The 15,705-nt window shown below is 57.4% G+C and carries 19 protein-coding genes and 1 tRNA gene; 7 read left to right on the top strand and 13 right to left on the bottom strand.

Annotated elements, in window-relative coordinates; translation table 11 throughout:
- Positions 1 to 92 precede the first annotated feature (92 nt).
- The 3 genes from ACN0VM_RS02055 to ACN0VM_RS02065 all read left to right on the top strand — a co-directional run bounded on the left by ACN0VM_RS02055 (position 93) and on the right by ACN0VM_RS02065 (position 3,950).
- Positions 93 to 2,342, top strand: coding sequence for a TonB-dependent receptor (locus ACN0VM_RS02055; protein ID WP_417449166.1), 2,250 nt, complete (start codon positions 93 to 95; stop codon positions 2,340 to 2,342).
- 1 nt (position 2,343) lies between these two features.
- Positions 2,344 to 3,489 carry a serine hydrolase domain-containing protein gene (locus tag ACN0VM_RS02060; protein WP_417449167.1) on the top strand — a complete coding sequence of 382 codons (1,146 nt, stop codon included), beginning with the start codon at positions 2,344 to 2,346 and terminating at the stop codon, positions 3,487 to 3,489.
- Positions 3,490 to 3,611: 122 nt separating this feature from the next.
- The gene (locus ACN0VM_RS02065) at positions 3,612 to 3,950 is read left to right on the top strand and encodes a hypothetical protein (RefSeq protein WP_417449168.1); all 339 of its coding nucleotides are present in this window, start codon (positions 3,612 to 3,614) and stop codon (positions 3,948 to 3,950) included.
- Positions 3,951 to 3,986: 36 nt separating this feature from the next.
- Here ACN0VM_RS02065 and ACN0VM_RS02070 read toward each other — a convergent pair whose 3' ends face one another.
- The 6 genes from ACN0VM_RS02070 to hisB are packed head-to-tail and all read right to left on the bottom strand — an operon-like array spanning position 3,987 to position 8,101.
- Positions 3,987 to 5,012, bottom strand: coding sequence for a M23 family metallopeptidase (locus tag ACN0VM_RS02070; protein WP_417449169.1), 1,026 nt, complete (start codon positions 5,010 to 5,012; stop codon positions 3,987 to 3,989).
- A gap of 12 nt (positions 5,013 to 5,024) precedes the next feature.
- Positions 5,025 to 5,351: a phosphoribosyl-ATP diphosphatase gene (locus ACN0VM_RS02075; protein WP_417449170.1), complete on the bottom strand. Its 327-nt coding sequence runs from the start codon at positions 5,349 to 5,351 to the stop codon at positions 5,025 to 5,027.
- Complete coding sequence (hisF, locus tag ACN0VM_RS02080) at positions 5,348 to 6,115, bottom strand: imidazole glycerol phosphate synthase subunit HisF (protein ID WP_417449171.1); 768 nt, start codon at positions 6,113 to 6,115, stop codon at positions 5,348 to 5,350. The genes ACN0VM_RS02075 and hisF overlap by 4 nt, the downstream gene beginning before the upstream one ends.
- Positions 6,109 to 6,828: a 1-(5-phosphoribosyl)-5-[(5-phosphoribosylamino)methylideneamino]imidazole-4-carboxamide isomerase gene (gene hisA, locus ACN0VM_RS02085; RefSeq protein WP_417449252.1), complete on the bottom strand. Its 720-nt coding sequence runs from the start codon at positions 6,826 to 6,828 to the stop codon at positions 6,109 to 6,111. Before hisA ends, hisF begins: the two co-directional genes overlap by 7 nt.
- Entirely contained in the window at positions 6,828 to 7,484 is a 657-nt protein-coding gene (gene hisH / locus ACN0VM_RS02090) for an imidazole glycerol phosphate synthase subunit HisH (RefSeq protein WP_417449172.1), read from the bottom strand. Before hisH ends, hisA begins: the two co-directional genes overlap by 1 nt.
- 17 nt (positions 7,485 to 7,501) lie before the next feature.
- Positions 7,502 to 8,101 (bottom strand): imidazoleglycerol-phosphate dehydratase HisB, encoded by a 600-nt coding sequence (hisB, locus tag ACN0VM_RS02095; RefSeq protein WP_417449173.1) that lies wholly within the window; start codon positions 8,099 to 8,101, stop codon positions 7,502 to 7,504.
- Between the two features lie 198 nt (positions 8,102 to 8,299).
- Here hisB and hslV point away from each other — a divergent pair, with 198 nt between their 5' ends.
- The 3 genes from hslV (at position 8,300) to ACN0VM_RS02110 (ending at position 10,676) form a co-directional block, all read left to right on the top strand.
- Entirely contained in the window at positions 8,300 to 8,884 is a 585-nt protein-coding gene (gene hslV, locus ACN0VM_RS02100) for an ATP-dependent protease subunit HslV (protein ID WP_417449174.1), read from the top strand.
- 2 nt (positions 8,885 to 8,886) lie between these two features.
- Positions 8,887 to 10,197: an ATP-dependent protease ATPase subunit HslU gene (hslU, locus tag ACN0VM_RS02105; protein WP_417449175.1), complete on the top strand. Its 1,311-nt coding sequence runs from the start codon at positions 8,887 to 8,889 to the stop codon at positions 10,195 to 10,197.
- A 101-nt stretch (positions 10,198 to 10,298) separates the two neighbouring features.
- Positions 10,299 to 10,676, top strand: coding sequence for a histidine triad nucleotide-binding protein (locus ACN0VM_RS02110; protein ID WP_417449253.1), 378 nt, complete (start codon positions 10,299 to 10,301; stop codon positions 10,674 to 10,676).
- Positions 10,677 to 10,685: 9 nt separating this feature from the next.
- Here ACN0VM_RS02110 and ACN0VM_RS02115 read toward each other — a convergent pair whose 3' ends face one another.
- The 4 genes from ACN0VM_RS02115 to ACN0VM_RS02130 form a co-directional block, all read right to left on the bottom strand.
- Positions 10,686 to 10,868 (bottom strand): Trm112 family protein, encoded by a 183-nt coding sequence (locus tag ACN0VM_RS02115; RefSeq protein ID WP_417449176.1) that lies wholly within the window; start codon positions 10,866 to 10,868, stop codon positions 10,686 to 10,688.
- A 27-nt stretch (positions 10,869 to 10,895) separates the two neighbouring features.
- Positions 10,896 to 11,561 carry an LON peptidase substrate-binding domain-containing protein gene (locus ACN0VM_RS02120; RefSeq protein ID WP_417449177.1) on the bottom strand — a complete coding sequence of 222 codons (666 nt, stop codon included), beginning with the start codon at positions 11,559 to 11,561 and terminating at the stop codon, positions 10,896 to 10,898.
- Positions 11,562 to 11,570: 9 nt separating this feature from the next.
- Positions 11,571 to 12,512 (bottom strand): tetratricopeptide repeat protein, encoded by a 942-nt coding sequence (locus ACN0VM_RS02125; RefSeq protein WP_417449178.1) that lies wholly within the window; start codon positions 12,510 to 12,512, stop codon positions 11,571 to 11,573.
- Between the two features lie 113 nt (positions 12,513 to 12,625).
- Entirely contained in the window at positions 12,626 to 13,159 is a 534-nt protein-coding gene (locus ACN0VM_RS02130; RefSeq protein WP_417449179.1) for a prolyl-tRNA synthetase associated domain-containing protein, read from the bottom strand.
- 172 nt (positions 13,160 to 13,331) lie between these two features.
- Between ACN0VM_RS02130 and ACN0VM_RS02135 the strand changes: the two genes are divergently transcribed.
- Positions 13,332 to 13,406, top strand: a tRNA-Gly gene (locus ACN0VM_RS02135).
- 76 nt (positions 13,407 to 13,482) lie between these two features.
- Here ACN0VM_RS02135 and ACN0VM_RS02140 read toward each other — a convergent pair.
- From ACN0VM_RS02140 to ACN0VM_RS02150, 3 genes are read right to left on the bottom strand one after another with little or no spacing between them, the layout of a single operon-like run.
- Positions 13,483 to 13,674, bottom strand: a complete 192-nt coding sequence (locus ACN0VM_RS02140) for a DUF1289 domain-containing protein (protein ID WP_417449180.1) — start codon at positions 13,672 to 13,674, stop codon at positions 13,483 to 13,485.
- 7 nt (positions 13,675 to 13,681) lie between these two features.
- Positions 13,682 to 13,894 carry a SlyX family protein gene (locus ACN0VM_RS02145; protein WP_417449181.1) on the bottom strand — a complete coding sequence of 71 codons (213 nt, stop codon included), beginning with the start codon at positions 13,892 to 13,894 and terminating at the stop codon, positions 13,682 to 13,684.
- The gene (locus ACN0VM_RS02150) at positions 13,891 to 15,696 is read right to left on the bottom strand and encodes an AMP-dependent synthetase/ligase (RefSeq protein ID WP_417449182.1); all 1,806 of its coding nucleotides are present in this window, start codon (positions 15,694 to 15,696) and stop codon (positions 13,891 to 13,893) included. The genes ACN0VM_RS02145 and ACN0VM_RS02150 overlap by 4 nt, the downstream gene beginning before the upstream one ends.
- Positions 15,697 to 15,705 lie beyond the last annotated feature (9 nt).

A 15,705-nucleotide genomic window follows, 5' to 3' on the forward strand; every position in this document is an offset into this window, starting at 1 on the left:
ATATTGACTCTTTTAAAAACAAATATATATGTATTCATACCCAATCGTCGAAAAAAGATGTTGGTATGGGAAGGGAAGCCCGGGAGGAAAATATGTCTGTATATTCTGGCACGATTGTTCGTGCGCTTTTTGTGTGTGGCCTCAGTACAGGTTGTGGTTATGGTGCCGCGTCGGCTCAGGCCCCAGCGGAAGCCCAAGGGGCAGCCGCTGCGGGTGAGGCTGTTTTTGAAGAAATTGTAGTGACAGCAAACAAGCGGTCACAAAGTATTCTTGATGTCGGCGCGACGGTTAACGCGGTTTCGGCCGGTGACATCCAGCAGCGCCGTATCGAGCAAATCACCGATCTTGTTGGCCAGCTGGCCAATGTGGACGTGAAGGACAACAGCCCCGGCGTACTGCCGGTTGTCACCATTCGGGGGGTTGGCCTCAATGATTTCAGCGCGACAAACAGCCCCTCAGCCGGGGTTTATGTTGATGAGGTATATTTAAGTTCTCTGGCGCTCATGAACACGGACTTTTTTGACCTCGAACGGCTTGAGGTCATGCGCGGGCCACAGGGTACCCTTTATGGCCGCAATTCGACCGCCGGTGCGGTAAACGTTATCTCAGCGCGGCCAAGCACCGATGCTTTTTCTGGCCGTGTCGCTGCCGGATACGGCAACTATAATACGCTTGATATCGAAGCCATGGCAAACTTGCCGGTCACGGAGGAGTTTGCCGTCAGGCTGAGCGCGAAGAAGATTGATCAGGCAAAGGGTTTTTTCCATGATCTTTCCGAACAGGACGATGTGGGCGAGCGGGATGTCACCCTGGGGCGGCTGCAGACACTTTGGACGCCGACGGAAAATTTTGAAGCGTTGCTCAAACTGGAAGGCCAGCGCACCCGCTCCGAAGTGGGGGCAGGTGAATTTTTCGGTGCCCTGCCAAATGGTTCGGCCAGCTGTCCCGGCTCGCAGCAGTGTACCGATTTTCTCGGCTATTCTGATTCCGATGGTGATCCCTACACCGGGGACTGGTCGGTAGACCCAACCTATAATGTTGATCAGCTTTCTGCCACGTTGCGTCTTGAGGCGATGCTTGGTGAGGTCACGCTGACTTCCGTATCCGGCTTTATTGATTTTGAACGCCAGTGGGGCGCAGACACGGACGGCACACCGTTCCGGCAGACAGATTTTATCGAAAGGGATGATATACAGCAGTTTTCGCAGGAGGTGCGGATTGCGGGTGACACCGGCAATGCCTCCTGGATCACAGGTGTTTTCTATTCGGTCGACGATGTTGTGGGGCGTTATGATGGCAACTTGCAGGATTTGTTTAACACAACGACGCTGACTTTGTGGGACCAGACCTCCAAGTCAGCGGCGGGTTTTGGGAATGTTGACTATCGTCTCACCGACACGCTTACCGTGATTGCCGGGCTTCGCTATACGTGGGAGCGTCGGCAAAACACGGGCGAGAATATCGATCTTGTCAGCCTGGCGCCGGGCAGCGGGTTGTCTATGGCTCCATATGGCATGGGCCCCGTTACCCTCGCGGCAATTGATATGGCCATCAGCGATAAAAACTGGTCCTGGAAACTGGGGCTGAACTGGTCCCTTGCGGAAAACACACTGGTGTATGCCAGTGTCTCCAAAGGCACCAAAAGCGGCGGTTTTTTTTCGGGGGTCGCGACCAATCCGGGACAGTTGAAGCCCTACAGCCCCGAGACGCTGATTGCTTATGAAGTGGGGGCGAAATACCGCGCGCGATCCTTCGATGTCAGCACCTCGCTTTTTTACTATGATTATCAGGATGTGCAGACCTTTATCCGCGACGAAAGCGGCGGTTTGCCGATCCAGCGTTTGGGCAATGTTGACGAGGCCGAGATATACGGTGCCGACCTAACGGCGTCGTGGCGCCCCGCCTGGGTTGAGGGTTTGACGTTGTCTGCGGCGCTTGGGCTTCTGGATACCCGTCTTGGCGCGTTTTCTTCCTCGGCAGGGGTGGTGCCTGCTGGGAACGAGTTACCCAATGCTGCAGATGTAAGCAGCACCCTGGGCGTTGATTACCGGCACGAACTGACCGGAGACTGGGCATTGAATGTGCAGGCCGAGGCGCGGTACGCCGGTGCCATGTACAGGGATTCACTGAATGATCCCTTGATCGCGAGCGATGCATATTGGGTGTTTAACAGTCGTTTGATTGTGTCGAGCAACGACGGCTGGGCGATTGCCCTGTGGGGCCGAAATCTTGGCAACAAGCGTTATGTCACGCAAGGGGTTAACCAACTGGCGCTTGGGTATGGATACCGTGTCTATGGCGCGCCGCGCACCTATGGTGTTTCTGTTTCGAAGGAATTTTAATATGAGCCCGACTTTTAACATTGAAGGGCAATGTGGTGAGCGTTTCGCCGCAGTGCGTGAGGCCTTTATGGCCAATTTTGAAGAGCATGCCGAGGTGGGTGCCGCTTTTGCCGTTGTTCACAAGGGAGAGCTTGTGGTTGATCTTTGGGGCGGTTATGCCGATGCGGCCGGAACCCGGCTCTGGCGACCGGACACGGTTAGCAATGTCTGGTCCACCACCAAAGGCGTGGCGGCAATCTGTTTTGCGCTGCTGGTTGAGCGTGGCATGGTAAATTATGATGACCGTGTCGCCACTTTCTGGCCCGAGTTTGCCGCGCGCGGCAAGGGCGAGATCACGGTTGCGCAGCTTCTCTCGCATCAGGCGGGTCTGTGTGGGTTCAGGGAACCGGTGACCATGCAGGACATCGCCGATCAGGCGAAAGCGGAACAGCTGTTGGCTGATCAGGCGCCATATTGGCAGCCGGGCACACGGAGTGGCTATCACGCTGTTACCTATGGGCCGCTGGTCAATGCGCTTTTCAGGCGTATTGAAGGGCGGACACTGGCGCAATTTCTGGAAGAAGAACTCGCACGGCCTTATGGGCTGGAAATCTCTGTGGGCCTTCCGGAGGCGGAGGCGGGTCGCGCGAGCGAACTTGTCGCGCCGCCGAACTTGTCTTCCCCCGATGCGAACCCCGCTCCTTCACCCGAGCAACAGGCGGCGTTGGCCAACCCTGTGCTTGATCCCCTGGATGCCAACACGGCTGTATGGCGGCAGGCCCAAATCCCTTCCGTCAACGGGTTTGCGACAGCCAAGGCTTTGGCTCGTCTCTACGGCATGATGTCAGACGGGACCCTGGACGGTGACCGGCTGATATCTCCGGAAACGCTTGCCATGGCATCTGCGGTTCGCATTGAGGGGGAAGACCTCGTTCTTGGCCTTGAGGTGAAATGGGCCGCGGGATTTTTGCGCAATATCCACAATGTGTATGGTGACAGCGACGCGGCTTTTGGGCACTCTGGCTGGGGCGGCTCACTGGCCTACGCGGACCCGGACCGTAAACTGGGTGTTGCTTATGTCATGAATGCAATGGGGCCGAACCTTGTCGGGGACCCGCGCGGCTTATCGCTGATCGAAGCAACGGTCGCGAGCTTGAAGGTAAACTGAACGCTGTCTCCCCAGTTAGAATGCGGATGCCACGCTCTGTGACGGCATCCGCAAAAAGTGAAGGTGGCAATGGGATACGCGGGAGGTACCATAGTGCAGGCTACACAGAATAGGTATCTTGTATGAGGCCTATGATTTTAATGCTCAGTGGCATCATTTTGATGGCTTTGATTGTTGCTTTCACCCTTCTCGCGCCATCACCGGACAAGTGGGTAGGTCGTGCTGCAGTATTCGCTACCTTTGCGATTATGGCCTGGCGGCGTTATCTCTGTATGGCGCTTTACGCCCGGCAGGTATTCGGGGCTGCTCTATCCGGTGCGGTTCTGGTGCCGGTTACCTGTTCGCTCGCACCCGAGTTCAGTGCGGTGTCTTTCTCTCTCTGGCTCTACCCGTTGTTGGTTTCCGCGCTGATGACAGCCAGCTTCTATGGCCTGACCAAGGGCACAGGGCGTATGGCATGAGATAACCTGCCCGCCGCCCTTTGCCGCCGCCCGCCTCTATTCGGTGCGGAACTCTACTTTGATCTTTTTGACGGTGTCGTCACCGCGCCGGGCGGTCAGTTCACCGGTCCAGATACCGGGCATGAAGCCACCGGCTGGCCGCTTTATACCGATAAAGTGGTAATAAAACTGTTTATCATCATCCAGAATGACCTTTTGGTCCGCAGCGATTTTGCCCTTGGGGTTCCGGATCTGCATATGCCAGCTGTCACCGTTTCGCGTAAACATGGCGCGCGCGGTTATCACCATGGCCGGGCTACTGCTTTCAAGGGTTTTGGTGCCGGCCTGCCAGATTTTCTCTCTGCTCGGTGCCTTCGTGCCAACGCGCAGGTCAAATAATGTCAGCGCTTCGTATGGCAGGTCGTTTGCCCAAAGCAAAGGGCCGCCTGCGTCGCAGCGGTCGTTCATTTTGCTGCCGTCGAACGGGTCGATAACGTCGCCATCCCGGTAGAGTGTATAGTGCAGATGAGGGAATTCTGTCTCGCCGGAAAGGCCAATTTCGGCAATCTTGGCACCCGCTTTCACGCTGTCTCCGGACGCGACCCGGATGCTGCCGTTTTTCACATGGCAATATTGGCTGCGGTCGCCATTGCTGTGCTCGATCATGATGCCGTTGCCGCATTCCTGCCCGTCATTGGAAGCTGCGCCGTTTCTCCGTACGGAGATGTCCCGAATTCCATCGCGTATGCGCAGGACTTTGCCGTCAGCTGTCGCCAGCACACTGACCCCGGCTTCCATGCGTCCCATATCGGCAATCGCAATATCGGTTCCCTTGTGCCCGGTTTGGCTTTGTTCACCGCACAGGTAATCCTGTGCGCGACCATTCTGCCCATGATCGACATAGCGGGCTATCCAGCAGTCTTTGCCAAGCTCGCAACCCGCGGGGAAGAGAAGACCGTTCGCATTGGTGGCTGGGTTGGCGGCGCCGGCATCTGCGGGGTCGGGTTGCTCGCACGCGGACAGCGCGAGAGGGATAATGACAAGGGCGGCAAGGCTTTTTGAAATTCCCGGTAATGCCGCCATCTTGTCTCTCCTTTATTTGCTTCGGTTGGCCTTCTCGATAAGGCCGGACAAGCCCTCACGCCGGGCAAGTTCTTTCGTTACGTCTGCCAGCGACAGGCCCTTTGCGCGCAGCAGCACCATCAGGTGAAACAACAGGTCAGCGCTTTCGGCGACCAGTTCCTTGTCATCACCACCGGCGACCGCCATGGCGGCTTCAACGGCTTCTTCCCCTACCTTCTGCGCTATCTTTTTGGCACCTTTATGGTAAAGCCGCGCAACATAGCTTTTTTCAGGGTCGGCGTTTTTTCGTTCCTCCAGCAGGGCCTCAAGTTTTGTTAGTGTCTCTAACATGTCACTCATGCTGCTGTCTCCCTGACCGGAATACCTTCAAGCGCCATATGCGCCTTTGCTTCGGCAATGGTATAATCACCAAAGTGGAAAATCGAGGCCGCAAGCACGGCGGATGCGTGCCCGTCGCGCACACCTTCAACCAGATGGTCCAGCGTGCCCACACCGCCCGAAGCAATCACCGGGATACTTACCGCGTCTGATATCGCGCGTGTCAGCTCAATGTTGAAGCCTTCCCGCGTGCCGTCGCGGTCCATGCTGGTGAGCAGGATTTCACCCGCGCCCAGGCGTGCCGCTTCTTTGGCATATTCAACCGCGTCAATGCCGGTGGCGGTGCGGCCACCATGCGTGAACACCTCCCACTTGCCGGGGGCGACCGCCTTCGCGTCAACGGCGACCACAATACACTGTGCGCCAAATTTTTCCGACAGTTCGCCAATAAGGGCCGGTCGGTCAACGGCGGCGGTCATGACCGACACTTTGTCCGCGCCCGCAAGCAGCAGCTTGCGCCCGTCCTCTGCCGTGCGCACACCGCCGCCTACCGTCAGCGGCATAAAGCAGGCTTCGGCTGTGCGGCTGACCACATCCAGCAGGATATCGCGTCGCTCGGATGAAGCGGTAATGTCCAGAAATGTCAGCTCGTCCGCGCCCGCAGCATCATAGACACGCGCCTGCTCCACCGGGTCACCGGCGTCGATGAGGTCCACGAAGTTCACACCCTTGACCACACGGCCGTCCTTCACATCAAGGCAGGGTATAATGCGCGCTTTCAGCATTTTGCTACCTCCAGCGCGGCCTTCAGGTCCAGCCGCCCGTCATAGATGGCGCGCCCCGTGACCACACCCTCAAGGTTGCCGGCAGCCTTGACCGCGTGGATGTCATCAATGTCCTTCACACCGCCTGAGGCTATCACAGGGATGGAAACCGCGTTCGCAAGCAGCGACGATGCACCCGCGTTCACGCCCGCGAGTGTACCGTCCCGGTCGATATCGGTGTGGATAATCGCGGCGACACCGGCGTCCTCAAACTGGCAGGCAAGCTCTGTCACCTCTACTTCACTGGCTTCGGCCCAGCCTTCGACCGCAACCATGCCGCCCTTGGCGTCAATACCGACGGCAACCTTACCGGGGAACAGCTTGCAGGCTTCCTTGACAAGGCCCGGGTTCTTGACCGCGAGCGTGCCGAGGATCAGCCGCGAGATACCGGCCTCCAGCCAGCGTTCCATGGTTTTGAGGTCACGGATACCGCCGCCCAGTTGCACGGGTACATTGGTTGCCTTCAGGATGGCCTCAACCGCACTTGCGTTCACCGGTTCGCCAGCAAAGGCGCCGTTAAGGTCCACCAGATGCAGCCAGCGGCAACCTGCGTCCACGAACTCCTTCGCCTGCGCGGCCGGGTTGTCGTTAAAAACCGTGGCGGCGTTCATGTCGCCCTTATAAAGGCGCACGCAGTTACCGTCCTTCAGGTCGATAGCGGGGTAAATCGTAATCATGGCTGCCACTCCAAAAAGGCGGCGAGAAGCGCGAGGCCAACGGCCTGGCTTTTCTCGGGGTGGAACTGGGTACCGACCATGTTATCACGGCCGACAAGGGCGGTGATGCTGCCGCCATGCTCTGTACTGGCGAGCAGGGCGTGGTCGTCCGCCAGTGTCATATGGTAGCTGTGGACAAAATAGGCGTGATCACCGGAGCGGATGTGTTTGCACACCGGGTGCGCACGGCCTGCGCCCGACAGGGTCAGCTCATTCCAGCCCATGTGCGGGATCTTGAGGCTGGGATCAGCGGGGGTCATGGGCTCGACCACGGCGTCCAGCCAGCCGAAGCCCTCATGGATGCCGTGTTCATGTCCCTCGCCCGCCATCAGCTGCATGCCGACGCAGATGCCAAGGAAGGGTTTACCTGCTTCCAGCACAGCTTCTTCCGTCGCGTCGGCAAGGCCATCAATGGCCATCAGGCCACGGCGGCAATCGCCAAAGGCACCAACGCCCGGCAGCACGATACGGTCGGCTTTTGCGACCACTTTGGGCTGGTCGGTCACAATAATCTTGCGGTCAAGCTTGGCGTCCAGCGCCGCCCGCGTCAGCGCTTTTTCAGCGGAACGCAGGTTGCCCGAGCCATAATCAATAATGGCAACGGTTTCGGTCATAAGGTGTCCCCGAAATGTTAGAGGCTGCCGCCAAGCGTGCCTTTGGTGGACGGAACAGCATCTGCCTTGCGCGGGTCTACCTCTGTGGCCACCCTCAGCGCCCGGGCAACTGCCTTGAAGCTGCTCTCGATAATATGGTGGTTGTTGACACCGTACAGGTTTTCCACATGAAGCGTCACGCCTGCGGCAAACGCAAAGGCGCGGAAAAACTCTTCAAAAAGCTCGGTGTCCATCTCGCCGATCTTGTCGCGGCTGAAATCCACCTTCCACACGATGAAGGGCCTGCCGGAAATGTCGATCGCGGCGCGGGTAAGCGTCTCGTCCATCGGGATATAGGCACTGGCGTAACGCGTGATGCCCTTCATGTCCCCGAGCGCTTTTTTGACCGCCGTGCCGATTACGATGCCACAGTCCTCGGTGGTGTGGTGGCCGTCAATGTGCAGGTCCCCCTTGGCGCGCAGGGTGATATCCATCAGTGAATGGCGCGACAGCTGCTCGATCATATGATCAAGAAAACCAATGCCGGTATGAACGTCGTACGTGCCCGTACCGTCCAGATTTACCGTCACGGAGATTTCGGTCTCCTTGGTCTTTCTTTCACATGATGCAGTGCGCATTGGATGCTCCGCTTAAGGGATTGGCCTGTTTGTACGAACCGGGGCAAGCGCCGGTTCAGGATCAATATGGCTTTAGGGTTAAAGTGGCTCCGGTGCAAGGGTTTATGCGGCTTTTCGGCCTAATTGCTTGTAAGAAGGAGCTTCGGTTCATATATGCTTTCCCAAAGCGAAGAACCAAAAAAGGAAAACTAAACCCTTATGACCCAGTTCAATTCAGAGCTTCCCACATGGCATGCCACCACCATCTGCAGCGTGCGCAAGGACGGCAAGGTGGTGATCGCCGGTGACGGACAGGTTTCGGTCGGCGACACGGTGATGAAAGCCAACGCGCGCAAGGTGCGCCATCTGGCGGGCGGCAAGGTTATTGCCGGTTTCGCCGGTGCGACCGCCGATGCGTTTACACTGTTTGAGCGCCTTGAGGCCAAGCTTGAACGCCACCCCGGCCAACTGGCCCGGGCGTGCGTGGAACTGGCGAAAGACTGGCGCACCGACAAATACCTGCGCCAGCTTCAGGCCATGATGATTGTGGTTGATGAAGATACCAGTCTTGTGGTCACTGGTAACGGTGACGTGCTGGAGCCCGAGCACGGTGTGGTCGCCATCGGCTCCGGCGGCAACTATGCGCTTGCTGCTGCCCGCGCGCTTTATGACCAGGACCTGAGCGCCGAGGACATCGCGCGCAAGGCAATGAAAATTGCCGCCGATATCTGTGTATACACCAATAATAATATCGTGGTTGAGCATATGGAAGCTTCCGTCCCCACGACCGATCGTCAGGAGTAAATATGACCAGTTTTTCCCCGCGGGAGATTGTCTCCGAGCTTGACCGCTTCATCATCGGCCAGCAGGACGCCAAACGCGCCGTTGCCGTGGCGCTCAGGAACCGTTGGCGCCGTCAGCAGCTTGAAGGCCAGATGCGCGACGAGGTGCTGCCCAAGAACATCCTGATGATCGGGCCAACCGGCGTCGGTAAAACCGAGATCTCCCGCCGCCTTGCCAAGCTGGCCGAAGCCCCGTTTATTAAGGTTGAGGCCACCAAATTTACCGAAGTAGGGTATGTGGGCCGCGATGTGGAGCAGATCATCCGCGACCTGATTGAAAACGCCATCCTGATGCTGAAGGAAAAGCGCCGCAAGGAAGTGGCCGCCAAGGCCGAGATCCACGCCGAAGAGCGTGTGCTGGACGCGCTTGTGGGCGACGGTGCCGGCGACGCCACGCGGCAGAAGTTCCGCAAGATGCTGCGCGAGGGAGAGCTGTCTGAAAAGGAAATAGAGCTTGAAGTGGCAGACACCCAAAGCCCCTTCCCGCAGTTTGATATTCCCGGCATGCCCGGCGCCAGCATGGGTATGGTCAACCTTGGTGACATGTTCGGCAAGGCCATGGGCGGCCGCAAGGTCAAGAAGCGACTGAAGGTTTCGGAAGCTTATGAGGTGCTGATGGCTGAGGAAGCCGACAAGCTGGTGGACGAGGAAAGCGTGACCCGCGACGCTACCAGCCTTGTGGAGAACCACGGCATTGTCTTCCTTGATGAGATCGACAAAATCTGCGCGCGGCAGGATGTGCGCGGCGGTGATGTCAGCCGCGAAGGCGTGCAGCGCGATTTGCTGCCGCTCATTGAAGGCACGACGGTGTCGACCAAATACGGTGCGGTCAAGACCGACCATATCCTGTTTATTGCGTCCGGTGCGTTCCATATTGCCAAGCCAAGCGACCTGCTGCCTGAGCTTCAGGGCCGCTTGCCGATCAGGGTTGAACTGCGACCGCTGACGGAAGAAGACTTCAAACGCATCCTGACGGAACCCGACTATAGCCTCATCCGCCAGTATGTCGCGATGATGGGCACCGAAGACCTGACGCTTGAGTTCACCGAGGACGGCATCGACGAAATCGCACGTATTTCTGCACACTTTAACGAAACGGTTGAAAATATCGGTGCCCGGCGCCTGCATACCGTGCTGGAAAAAGTGCTGGAGGAAGTCAGCTTCACCGCCAGTGATCAGAGCGGCGGCAACATCACCGTGGACGCTGACTTTGTGCGTAAAAACATGGGCGAATTGGCCGAGAAAGACAACGACCTGTCCAAGTTCATTCTTTAGCGCTCTGGAAATTTATCATGGCGCCTCAACTGTCCGGTGGACGCCGGTGGTTGGGGCGCTATAGTTTTATGCAACCTTCAATGACAAGCGGAGACACCTTCATGGCCTATGACGAGAATAATATTTTCGCGCGCATTCTGCGCGACGAGATTCCGTGCAAGAAGGTCTATGAGGATGATTTTGCGCTCGCCTTCCATGATATCAACCCGCAGGCACCCGTTCATGTGCTTGTGATCCCCAAGGGGCCTTATGTGTCCATGGCGGACTTCACCGCCCATGCGCCGAATGACCTGGTCGCCGGTTTCATGCGGGCGGTGGGTAAAACGGCGGAGGAACTTGGGCTGGCGGAAGATGGTTACCGCACGCTCGCAAATGCGGGCGAGAACGCGCATCAGGAAGTGCCACACCTGCATATTCATATCTTTGGCGGCAAGCCGCTTGGCCCAATGCTTGTGATGGGCTGGGAAGGCAAGATTTAAGTCGCGCTTTTATTCAAGCTCGCGTGCTTCGTCGGTCAGCAGGATGGGGATGCCGTCGCGGATCGGGAAGGCGAGCCCTGCTGATTTGCTTATGAGTTCCTGCTTTTCCCGGTCATAGTCAAGCCGCTGCTTGGTGACAGGGCATACAAGAATCTCCAATAGTTTAGGGTTGGTGCTGCTGCGATCGCTCATGATGTTTTCCGCTGTGCTGGTCGCCCCTTAGTGGGCTTTGGCCGGGCCTTCGTTTTTCATCGTACTTGCGACGGCCATCGTCAACAGGTTTCTCAGGAGTGCCGAGCGCATATAAACCGTCTCCGCCTCCAGCAGCGCCTGCTTTTCCGCGTGCGCAAACGGCACAATCATTGACAAGGTGTTCACCAACACATCATCGGGCGCTTCGGCAATCGCGCTGAAATCGGCTTCCAGCCCTTTGATGTCAAGATAGGCCTTGAGGGAAGCAAACAGGTCGTCGCGCTCAACCGTTGTGGTGGTCTCCCCGCCCCATGGGTCAGCGGCGAAGGCTGCCCAGTCTGCGCGAATCTGCCGGTAAGGCGTGGCCGTGCTCAGTTCTTCTTCAATCCTGAACCTCGATATACCCTTGAGGCGAATGAGGAATCGACCGTCGCCGGTTTCCTTGAGTTCCGAGATCATGCCCATGCCACCTACGCCATAGAGCGCGGGCTTTTTGCCGCCTTCGTCCTTGTCCTTGGGCTGGACCATGCCAATAAGCTTGTGGCTGGCTTCCGCATCGCGCACCATCTTGAGGTAGCGCGGTTCAAAGATATTCAGCGGCACGCTCGCGCCCGGCAGCAGGATAACGCCGGGCAGCGGAAATACCGGAATGACGGACGGCAACGCCTCTAACGTATGCTCTTTGTCCGACACACCACGCTCCTAGCTGAACAGTACCGAAGACAGGCGGCGCCTGTACTTCAGGGTGAAGGGGTCTGTCGCTCCCTGTGCTTCAAAAAGCTTCAGCAACTGCTTGCGCGCGGCATCATCGTTCCATTCGCGGTCACGCATGATGATACCAAGAAGGGCTTCGGCGGCTTTATCAAGCGCGCCTTGCCCTTGATACGCCAGCGCGAGCTTGTAGCGTGCCTCATGGTTCATCGGGTCAGCGGCTACTTCGGCCTCAAGCGCGCCAGCGTCGCCAGCGTCCTTGGCTTCTGCCGCCAGTTCAAGCGCAGTGTGGATGCGCGCGAGACGCTCCTTGAGTTTGGCGTCCTCCAGCTTGGTTTCATCGATAGCCTCGAGAATTTGCCCGGTTTTGTCGCCTTGTCCCAGCTTGACAGAGGCATCGGCCATCCCAATCAGCGCGTGGGTGTTGCCCTCGTCATGCATCAGAATTTGCTGATAGACCTGCGCGGCCTGCATCACCTCGCCTGCCTCGAACAGCTCATCGGCATGCGCAAGTGCTTCGGCAAGAGGGTCCCCATCATCAGCGCCGCCTTCACCGCCTGCAAGCTGGACCAGCCGGTCAATGAATGTCTTAAGCTGCGAGGGCGGCACGGCGCCCTGAAAGCCATCAACCGGCTGGCCTTGCCAGAAAGCCAGCACGGTCGGCAGGCTCTGTACCTGAAGCTGGGAACATAGGGTCTGGTTCTGATCGGCGTTGACCTTCACCAGCGCCACAGCGCCGCCTGCCGCGTTGACCGCCGCCTCAAGCGCGGGCATCAGCTGTTTACAGGGGCCACACCAGTCGGCCCAGAAATCAACGATCACGGGCCGCGTGCGCGATGCGACGATGACATCTTCGCCGAAACTACGGACATCGCTGTCCTTGATCATATCTTCATTTGCAGCGGTTTCACCGCCACCCAGGATGGTTTCCATAACGATACTCTTGTCTATTTTCGCGCCAGAAGTGGCGACATGTCTTTCCGCGACCATAGGCGTTCAGGTGCGCCATGACCAGTGCGGATTGATGAAATTTTCTGTGCGTCCACCTAGGTTTCGCTATCAAAGTCGATCACAAGCGGGTGGAAGCCGCAGGCGTGGATGAACCGCATCAGGTCGTCCGGCGTGATCGCGATCGTCGCGGTATTATGCAGCGGGTGAACGTTGATCAGGTCGCTGGCGAGCAGGCTTTGATCCAGAACGAAGGTAAGTGGTGGGTCCATACCGTCTGTGGTGCGGGCATTATAAAGCGCCAGCGGCGTGACCGAGCCGGGCGCGACACCAAGATAGTGCATCAGGCTGTCGGCGCTGCCGAAGGACAAGCGACCCAGTCCGATCTGGTTGGCCAGTGTGTGCAGGTCCACTTTGCGGTTTTCATCAAGGGTGACCAGCGCGCGGCGTTTTTTCTTGTCCCGTACAAACAGGTTTTTGGTATGCGCGCCGGGCATGCCGCCCACGATACTGATGCGGGCAGTCTGTGCGTCTTCGACGGTGAACACCGGCGTGTGGCGGTAGGTTTTGACCTCTATATCCAGCGTTTTCAGGAAAGCGTGCAGGGCTTGCTCGGGTTTTGGCGATTCCATGTGAATGATCCGTTTTTCAGCCGGAAGGCGATGTATCATGCAGTAATTTTTTATATTTTACATAGAGTTAGGCAAGGTTCATAAAAAAATAAAAAAAGGTGTTGCAAAGGGAAGGTGGATAGCTATTATCCCGCCTCGCAAGCAGCAATGCTTGTGACCCCTTACGTGTTGAGCGGGCGTAGCTCAGGGGTAGAGCATAACCTTGCCAAGGTTAGGGTCGTGAGTTCGAATCTCATCGCCCGCTCCATTATCTCCCTGATTTATCAGGGATTTGTAAAAAGCCTCCTCACTGGAAACAGTCGGGAGGCTCTTTTGTTTTGCGCTTAAAGCCGCGCAATTCGCTCAAGGATCGCGCGTTTTTCAGCTTCGATGGCGCGTGACCATACGCCGATCTCAAAACGGGTGCGCAGGCAACCGGTGCAATACTTACCGTCGTCATCCAGTTTGCATACGCCGGTGCAGGGGCTTTCAACGATATCGGGCTTGCTGTCCGGTTTTTTCGCTTTTGCGGTCATGCGCGCCTCAATAATGTGGCGGCGGCGGGTCCGCCTTGTTATCCGAGCGACCGGCTTCAAGCTCGGCCATTTCACCCTGCAATTTGTCCAGCCGTCTGGTCAGCCGGTCAATCAGCGCCCACTGTTTTGTCACGATATCATTGAGGCTGTCGATCGTCTCCTGCTGGAAGGCGAACTTCATCTCAAGGTCTGCCATGCGGCTATCGGTATCGTTGCTCATGTGCTTTTTGCTTTCGCCCGGTGATACAGTTTTTCAAGCCGGTCACCATATACTGCCCCCACCACGTGACGACGCAGCTTCAAGGTGGGCGTGAGTTGTTCATTCTCGATCGCGAAGGCTTCCTGTGCGATGATGAATTTCCGTACTTTTTCAAGGTTCGACAGTCGCCCGTTGATGCGGGTTACGGCCTTGTCGATCGCGCGGTGAAGGTCTGCATCCGCATTGAAGTCCATGGTGTCCGCGTCCTTGCCGTTTTCTCTGGCCCAGTCGCGCAGCCATTCGGTGTCTGGCACTATAAGGCCAACAAGGTGGGGCTTGCGGTCGCCATATACCATAGCCTGTGCGATTTCATCCTCAAGCGCGAGCATGCCCTCAATCCGTTGCGGGGAAACATTATCGCCCTTGTCGTTGACGATGATGTCCTTCTTGCGGTCGGTGATCATCAGGTGGCGGTCCTCATCAAATGTGCCGATGTCACCTGTATGCAACCAGCCATCGATGATTGTTTTTGCCGTTGACTTGTCGTCGCGCCAATAGCCTTTCATCACCAGATCGCCGCGTACAAGGATTTCACCATCCTCTGCGATACGGACCTCGGTGTTGGGGAAGACCAGCCCGACACTATGGGCTTTGGGCGATGTCGGCGGGTTGACCGAAATAATCGGGCCGGATTCTGTCTGGCCGTACCCTTGCAGCAGAGGCAGGCCAAGCGCCTCAAAGAAATAACCAACATCGGGGGAAAGCGGAGCGCCTCCCGAGACAAGCGCTTTGATACGGCCACCAAATTGCTTGTTGACCTTGCGCCGGACTGTCAGCGACAGGAAGATGTTTTCCAACTTTTCCATGAACGTCAGCGGTTCAGCCTTGGCCTTCTTGGTGCCTAGCTCAATCGCCCGGTTAAACATTTTGGCTTTTGCGCCGCCTTCTTTTTCAATGGCGCGGCTGATACGGGTGCGCAGCATTTCAAACAACCGCGGCACCACCACCATGACGGTCGGCTTGGCCTCTGCCATGTTGGTCGCAAGTTTCTCAAGGCTTTCCGCGTACCAGATCTGAGCACCGATGGTCAGCGGCCAGCACTGTCCCGCCGTGTGTTCATAGGCGTGACTCAGCGGCAGGAAAGACAGGAAGGTGTTATTCTCGAGCCCCAGCTCGCGGAAAATCTCAATCGCGCCCTCGGCATTATGCAAAATTGAGCCATGATGGGTTTTCACGCCCTTGGGCGCCCCGCCCGTACCGCTGGTATAGATCAGGCAGGCGATATCGTGACGGGAGACATCCCGCGCGCGTCTGGTGTAATGCGCAATATCTGCCTCTTCGGCGGCCAGTGCCTGGTCCCAGTGGTGCACACCCACGTTCACCTGCTGCTCCAGCTTCACAGGGTCAATGGTGATGGTGTGCTCCAGCTCGTCGGACTGGTGCGCGGCCTTGAGGAAAGTACGCGCCAGTTGTTTTGTGGAAACAATCGCTGCCTTGGCACCGCTGTTCTCCAGAATATGCAAATGGTCCCGAGCCGTGTTGGTGATATATGCCGGCACCGTGATGGCGCCTGCGGCCATAATGGCGAAATCGGCAATCATCCATTCGGGGCGGTTCTCGGACACGATGACCACCCTGTCGCCGGGTTCAACACCCAGACGCTCAAGCACCCGTGCCAGTTTGGTGACGGTCTCTGCCACCTCGCGCCAGCTTTTCGACTGCCAGCGGCCATCTTTTTTGGCGCACAGCAGGGGCGTGTCGCCCATTTTGGCGGCCTGATCAAAGAACATGGCGGTGAGGCTTTGCCAACGCTTGTCTGGCATGTGTCTGGT

It is taken from the genome of Kordiimonas sp. (genome assembly GCF_048260245.1).
In the GTDB taxonomy this organism is placed as follows: domain Bacteria; phylum Pseudomonadota; class Alphaproteobacteria; order Sphingomonadales; family Kordiimonadaceae; genus Kordiimonas.

Coding starts and splice junctions, on each gene's coding strand:
- ACN0VM_RS02055 (WP_417449166.1), top strand. CDS start 93: ATGTCTGTATATTCTGGCACGATTGTTCGTGCGCTTTTTGTGTGTGGC.
- ACN0VM_RS02060 (WP_417449167.1), top strand. CDS start 2,344: ATGAGCCCGACTTTTAACATTGAAGGGCAATGTGGTGAGCGTTTCGCC.
- ACN0VM_RS02065 (WP_417449168.1), top strand. CDS start 3,612: ATGAGGCCTATGATTTTAATGCTCAGTGGCATCATTTTGATGGCTTTG.
- ACN0VM_RS02070 (WP_417449169.1), bottom strand. CDS start 5,012: ATGGCGGCATTACCGGGAATTTCAAAAAGCCTTGCCGCCCTTGTCATT.
- ACN0VM_RS02075 (WP_417449170.1), bottom strand. CDS start 5,351: ATGAGTGACATGTTAGAGACACTAACAAAACTTGAGGCCCTGCTGGAG.
- hisF (WP_417449171.1), bottom strand. CDS start 6,115: ATGCTGAAAGCGCGCATTATACCCTGCCTTGATGTGAAGGACGGCCGT.
- hisH (WP_417449172.1), bottom strand. CDS start 7,484: ATGACCGAAACCGTTGCCATTATTGATTATGGCTCGGGCAACCTGCGT.
- hisB (WP_417449173.1), bottom strand. CDS start 8,101: ATGCGCACTGCATCATGTGAAAGAAAGACCAAGGAGACCGAAATCTCC.
- hslV (WP_417449174.1), top strand. CDS start 8,300: ATGACCCAGTTCAATTCAGAGCTTCCCACATGGCATGCCACCACCATC.
- hslU (WP_417449175.1), top strand. CDS start 8,887: ATGACCAGTTTTTCCCCGCGGGAGATTGTCTCCGAGCTTGACCGCTTC.
- ACN0VM_RS02110 (WP_417449253.1), top strand. CDS start 10,299: ATGGCCTATGACGAGAATAATATTTTCGCGCGCATTCTGCGCGACGAG.
- ACN0VM_RS02115 (WP_417449176.1), bottom strand. CDS start 10,868: ATGAGCGATCGCAGCAGCACCAACCCTAAACTATTGGAGATTCTTGTA.
- ACN0VM_RS02125 (WP_417449178.1), bottom strand. CDS start 12,512: ATGGAAACCATCCTGGGTGGCGGTGAAACCGCTGCAAATGAAGATATG.
- ACN0VM_RS02130 (WP_417449179.1), bottom strand. CDS start 13,159: ATGGAATCGCCAAAACCCGAGCAAGCCCTGCACGCTTTCCTGAAAACG.
- ACN0VM_RS02140 (WP_417449180.1), bottom strand. CDS start 13,674: ATGACCGCAAAAGCGAAAAAACCGGACAGCAAGCCCGATATCGTTGAA.
- ACN0VM_RS02145 (WP_417449181.1), bottom strand. CDS start 13,894: ATGAGCAACGATACCGATAGCCGCATGGCAGACCTTGAGATGAAGTTC.
- ACN0VM_RS02150 (WP_417449182.1), bottom strand. CDS start 15,696: ATGCCAGACAAGCGTTGGCAAAGCCTCACCGCCATGTTCTTTGATCAG.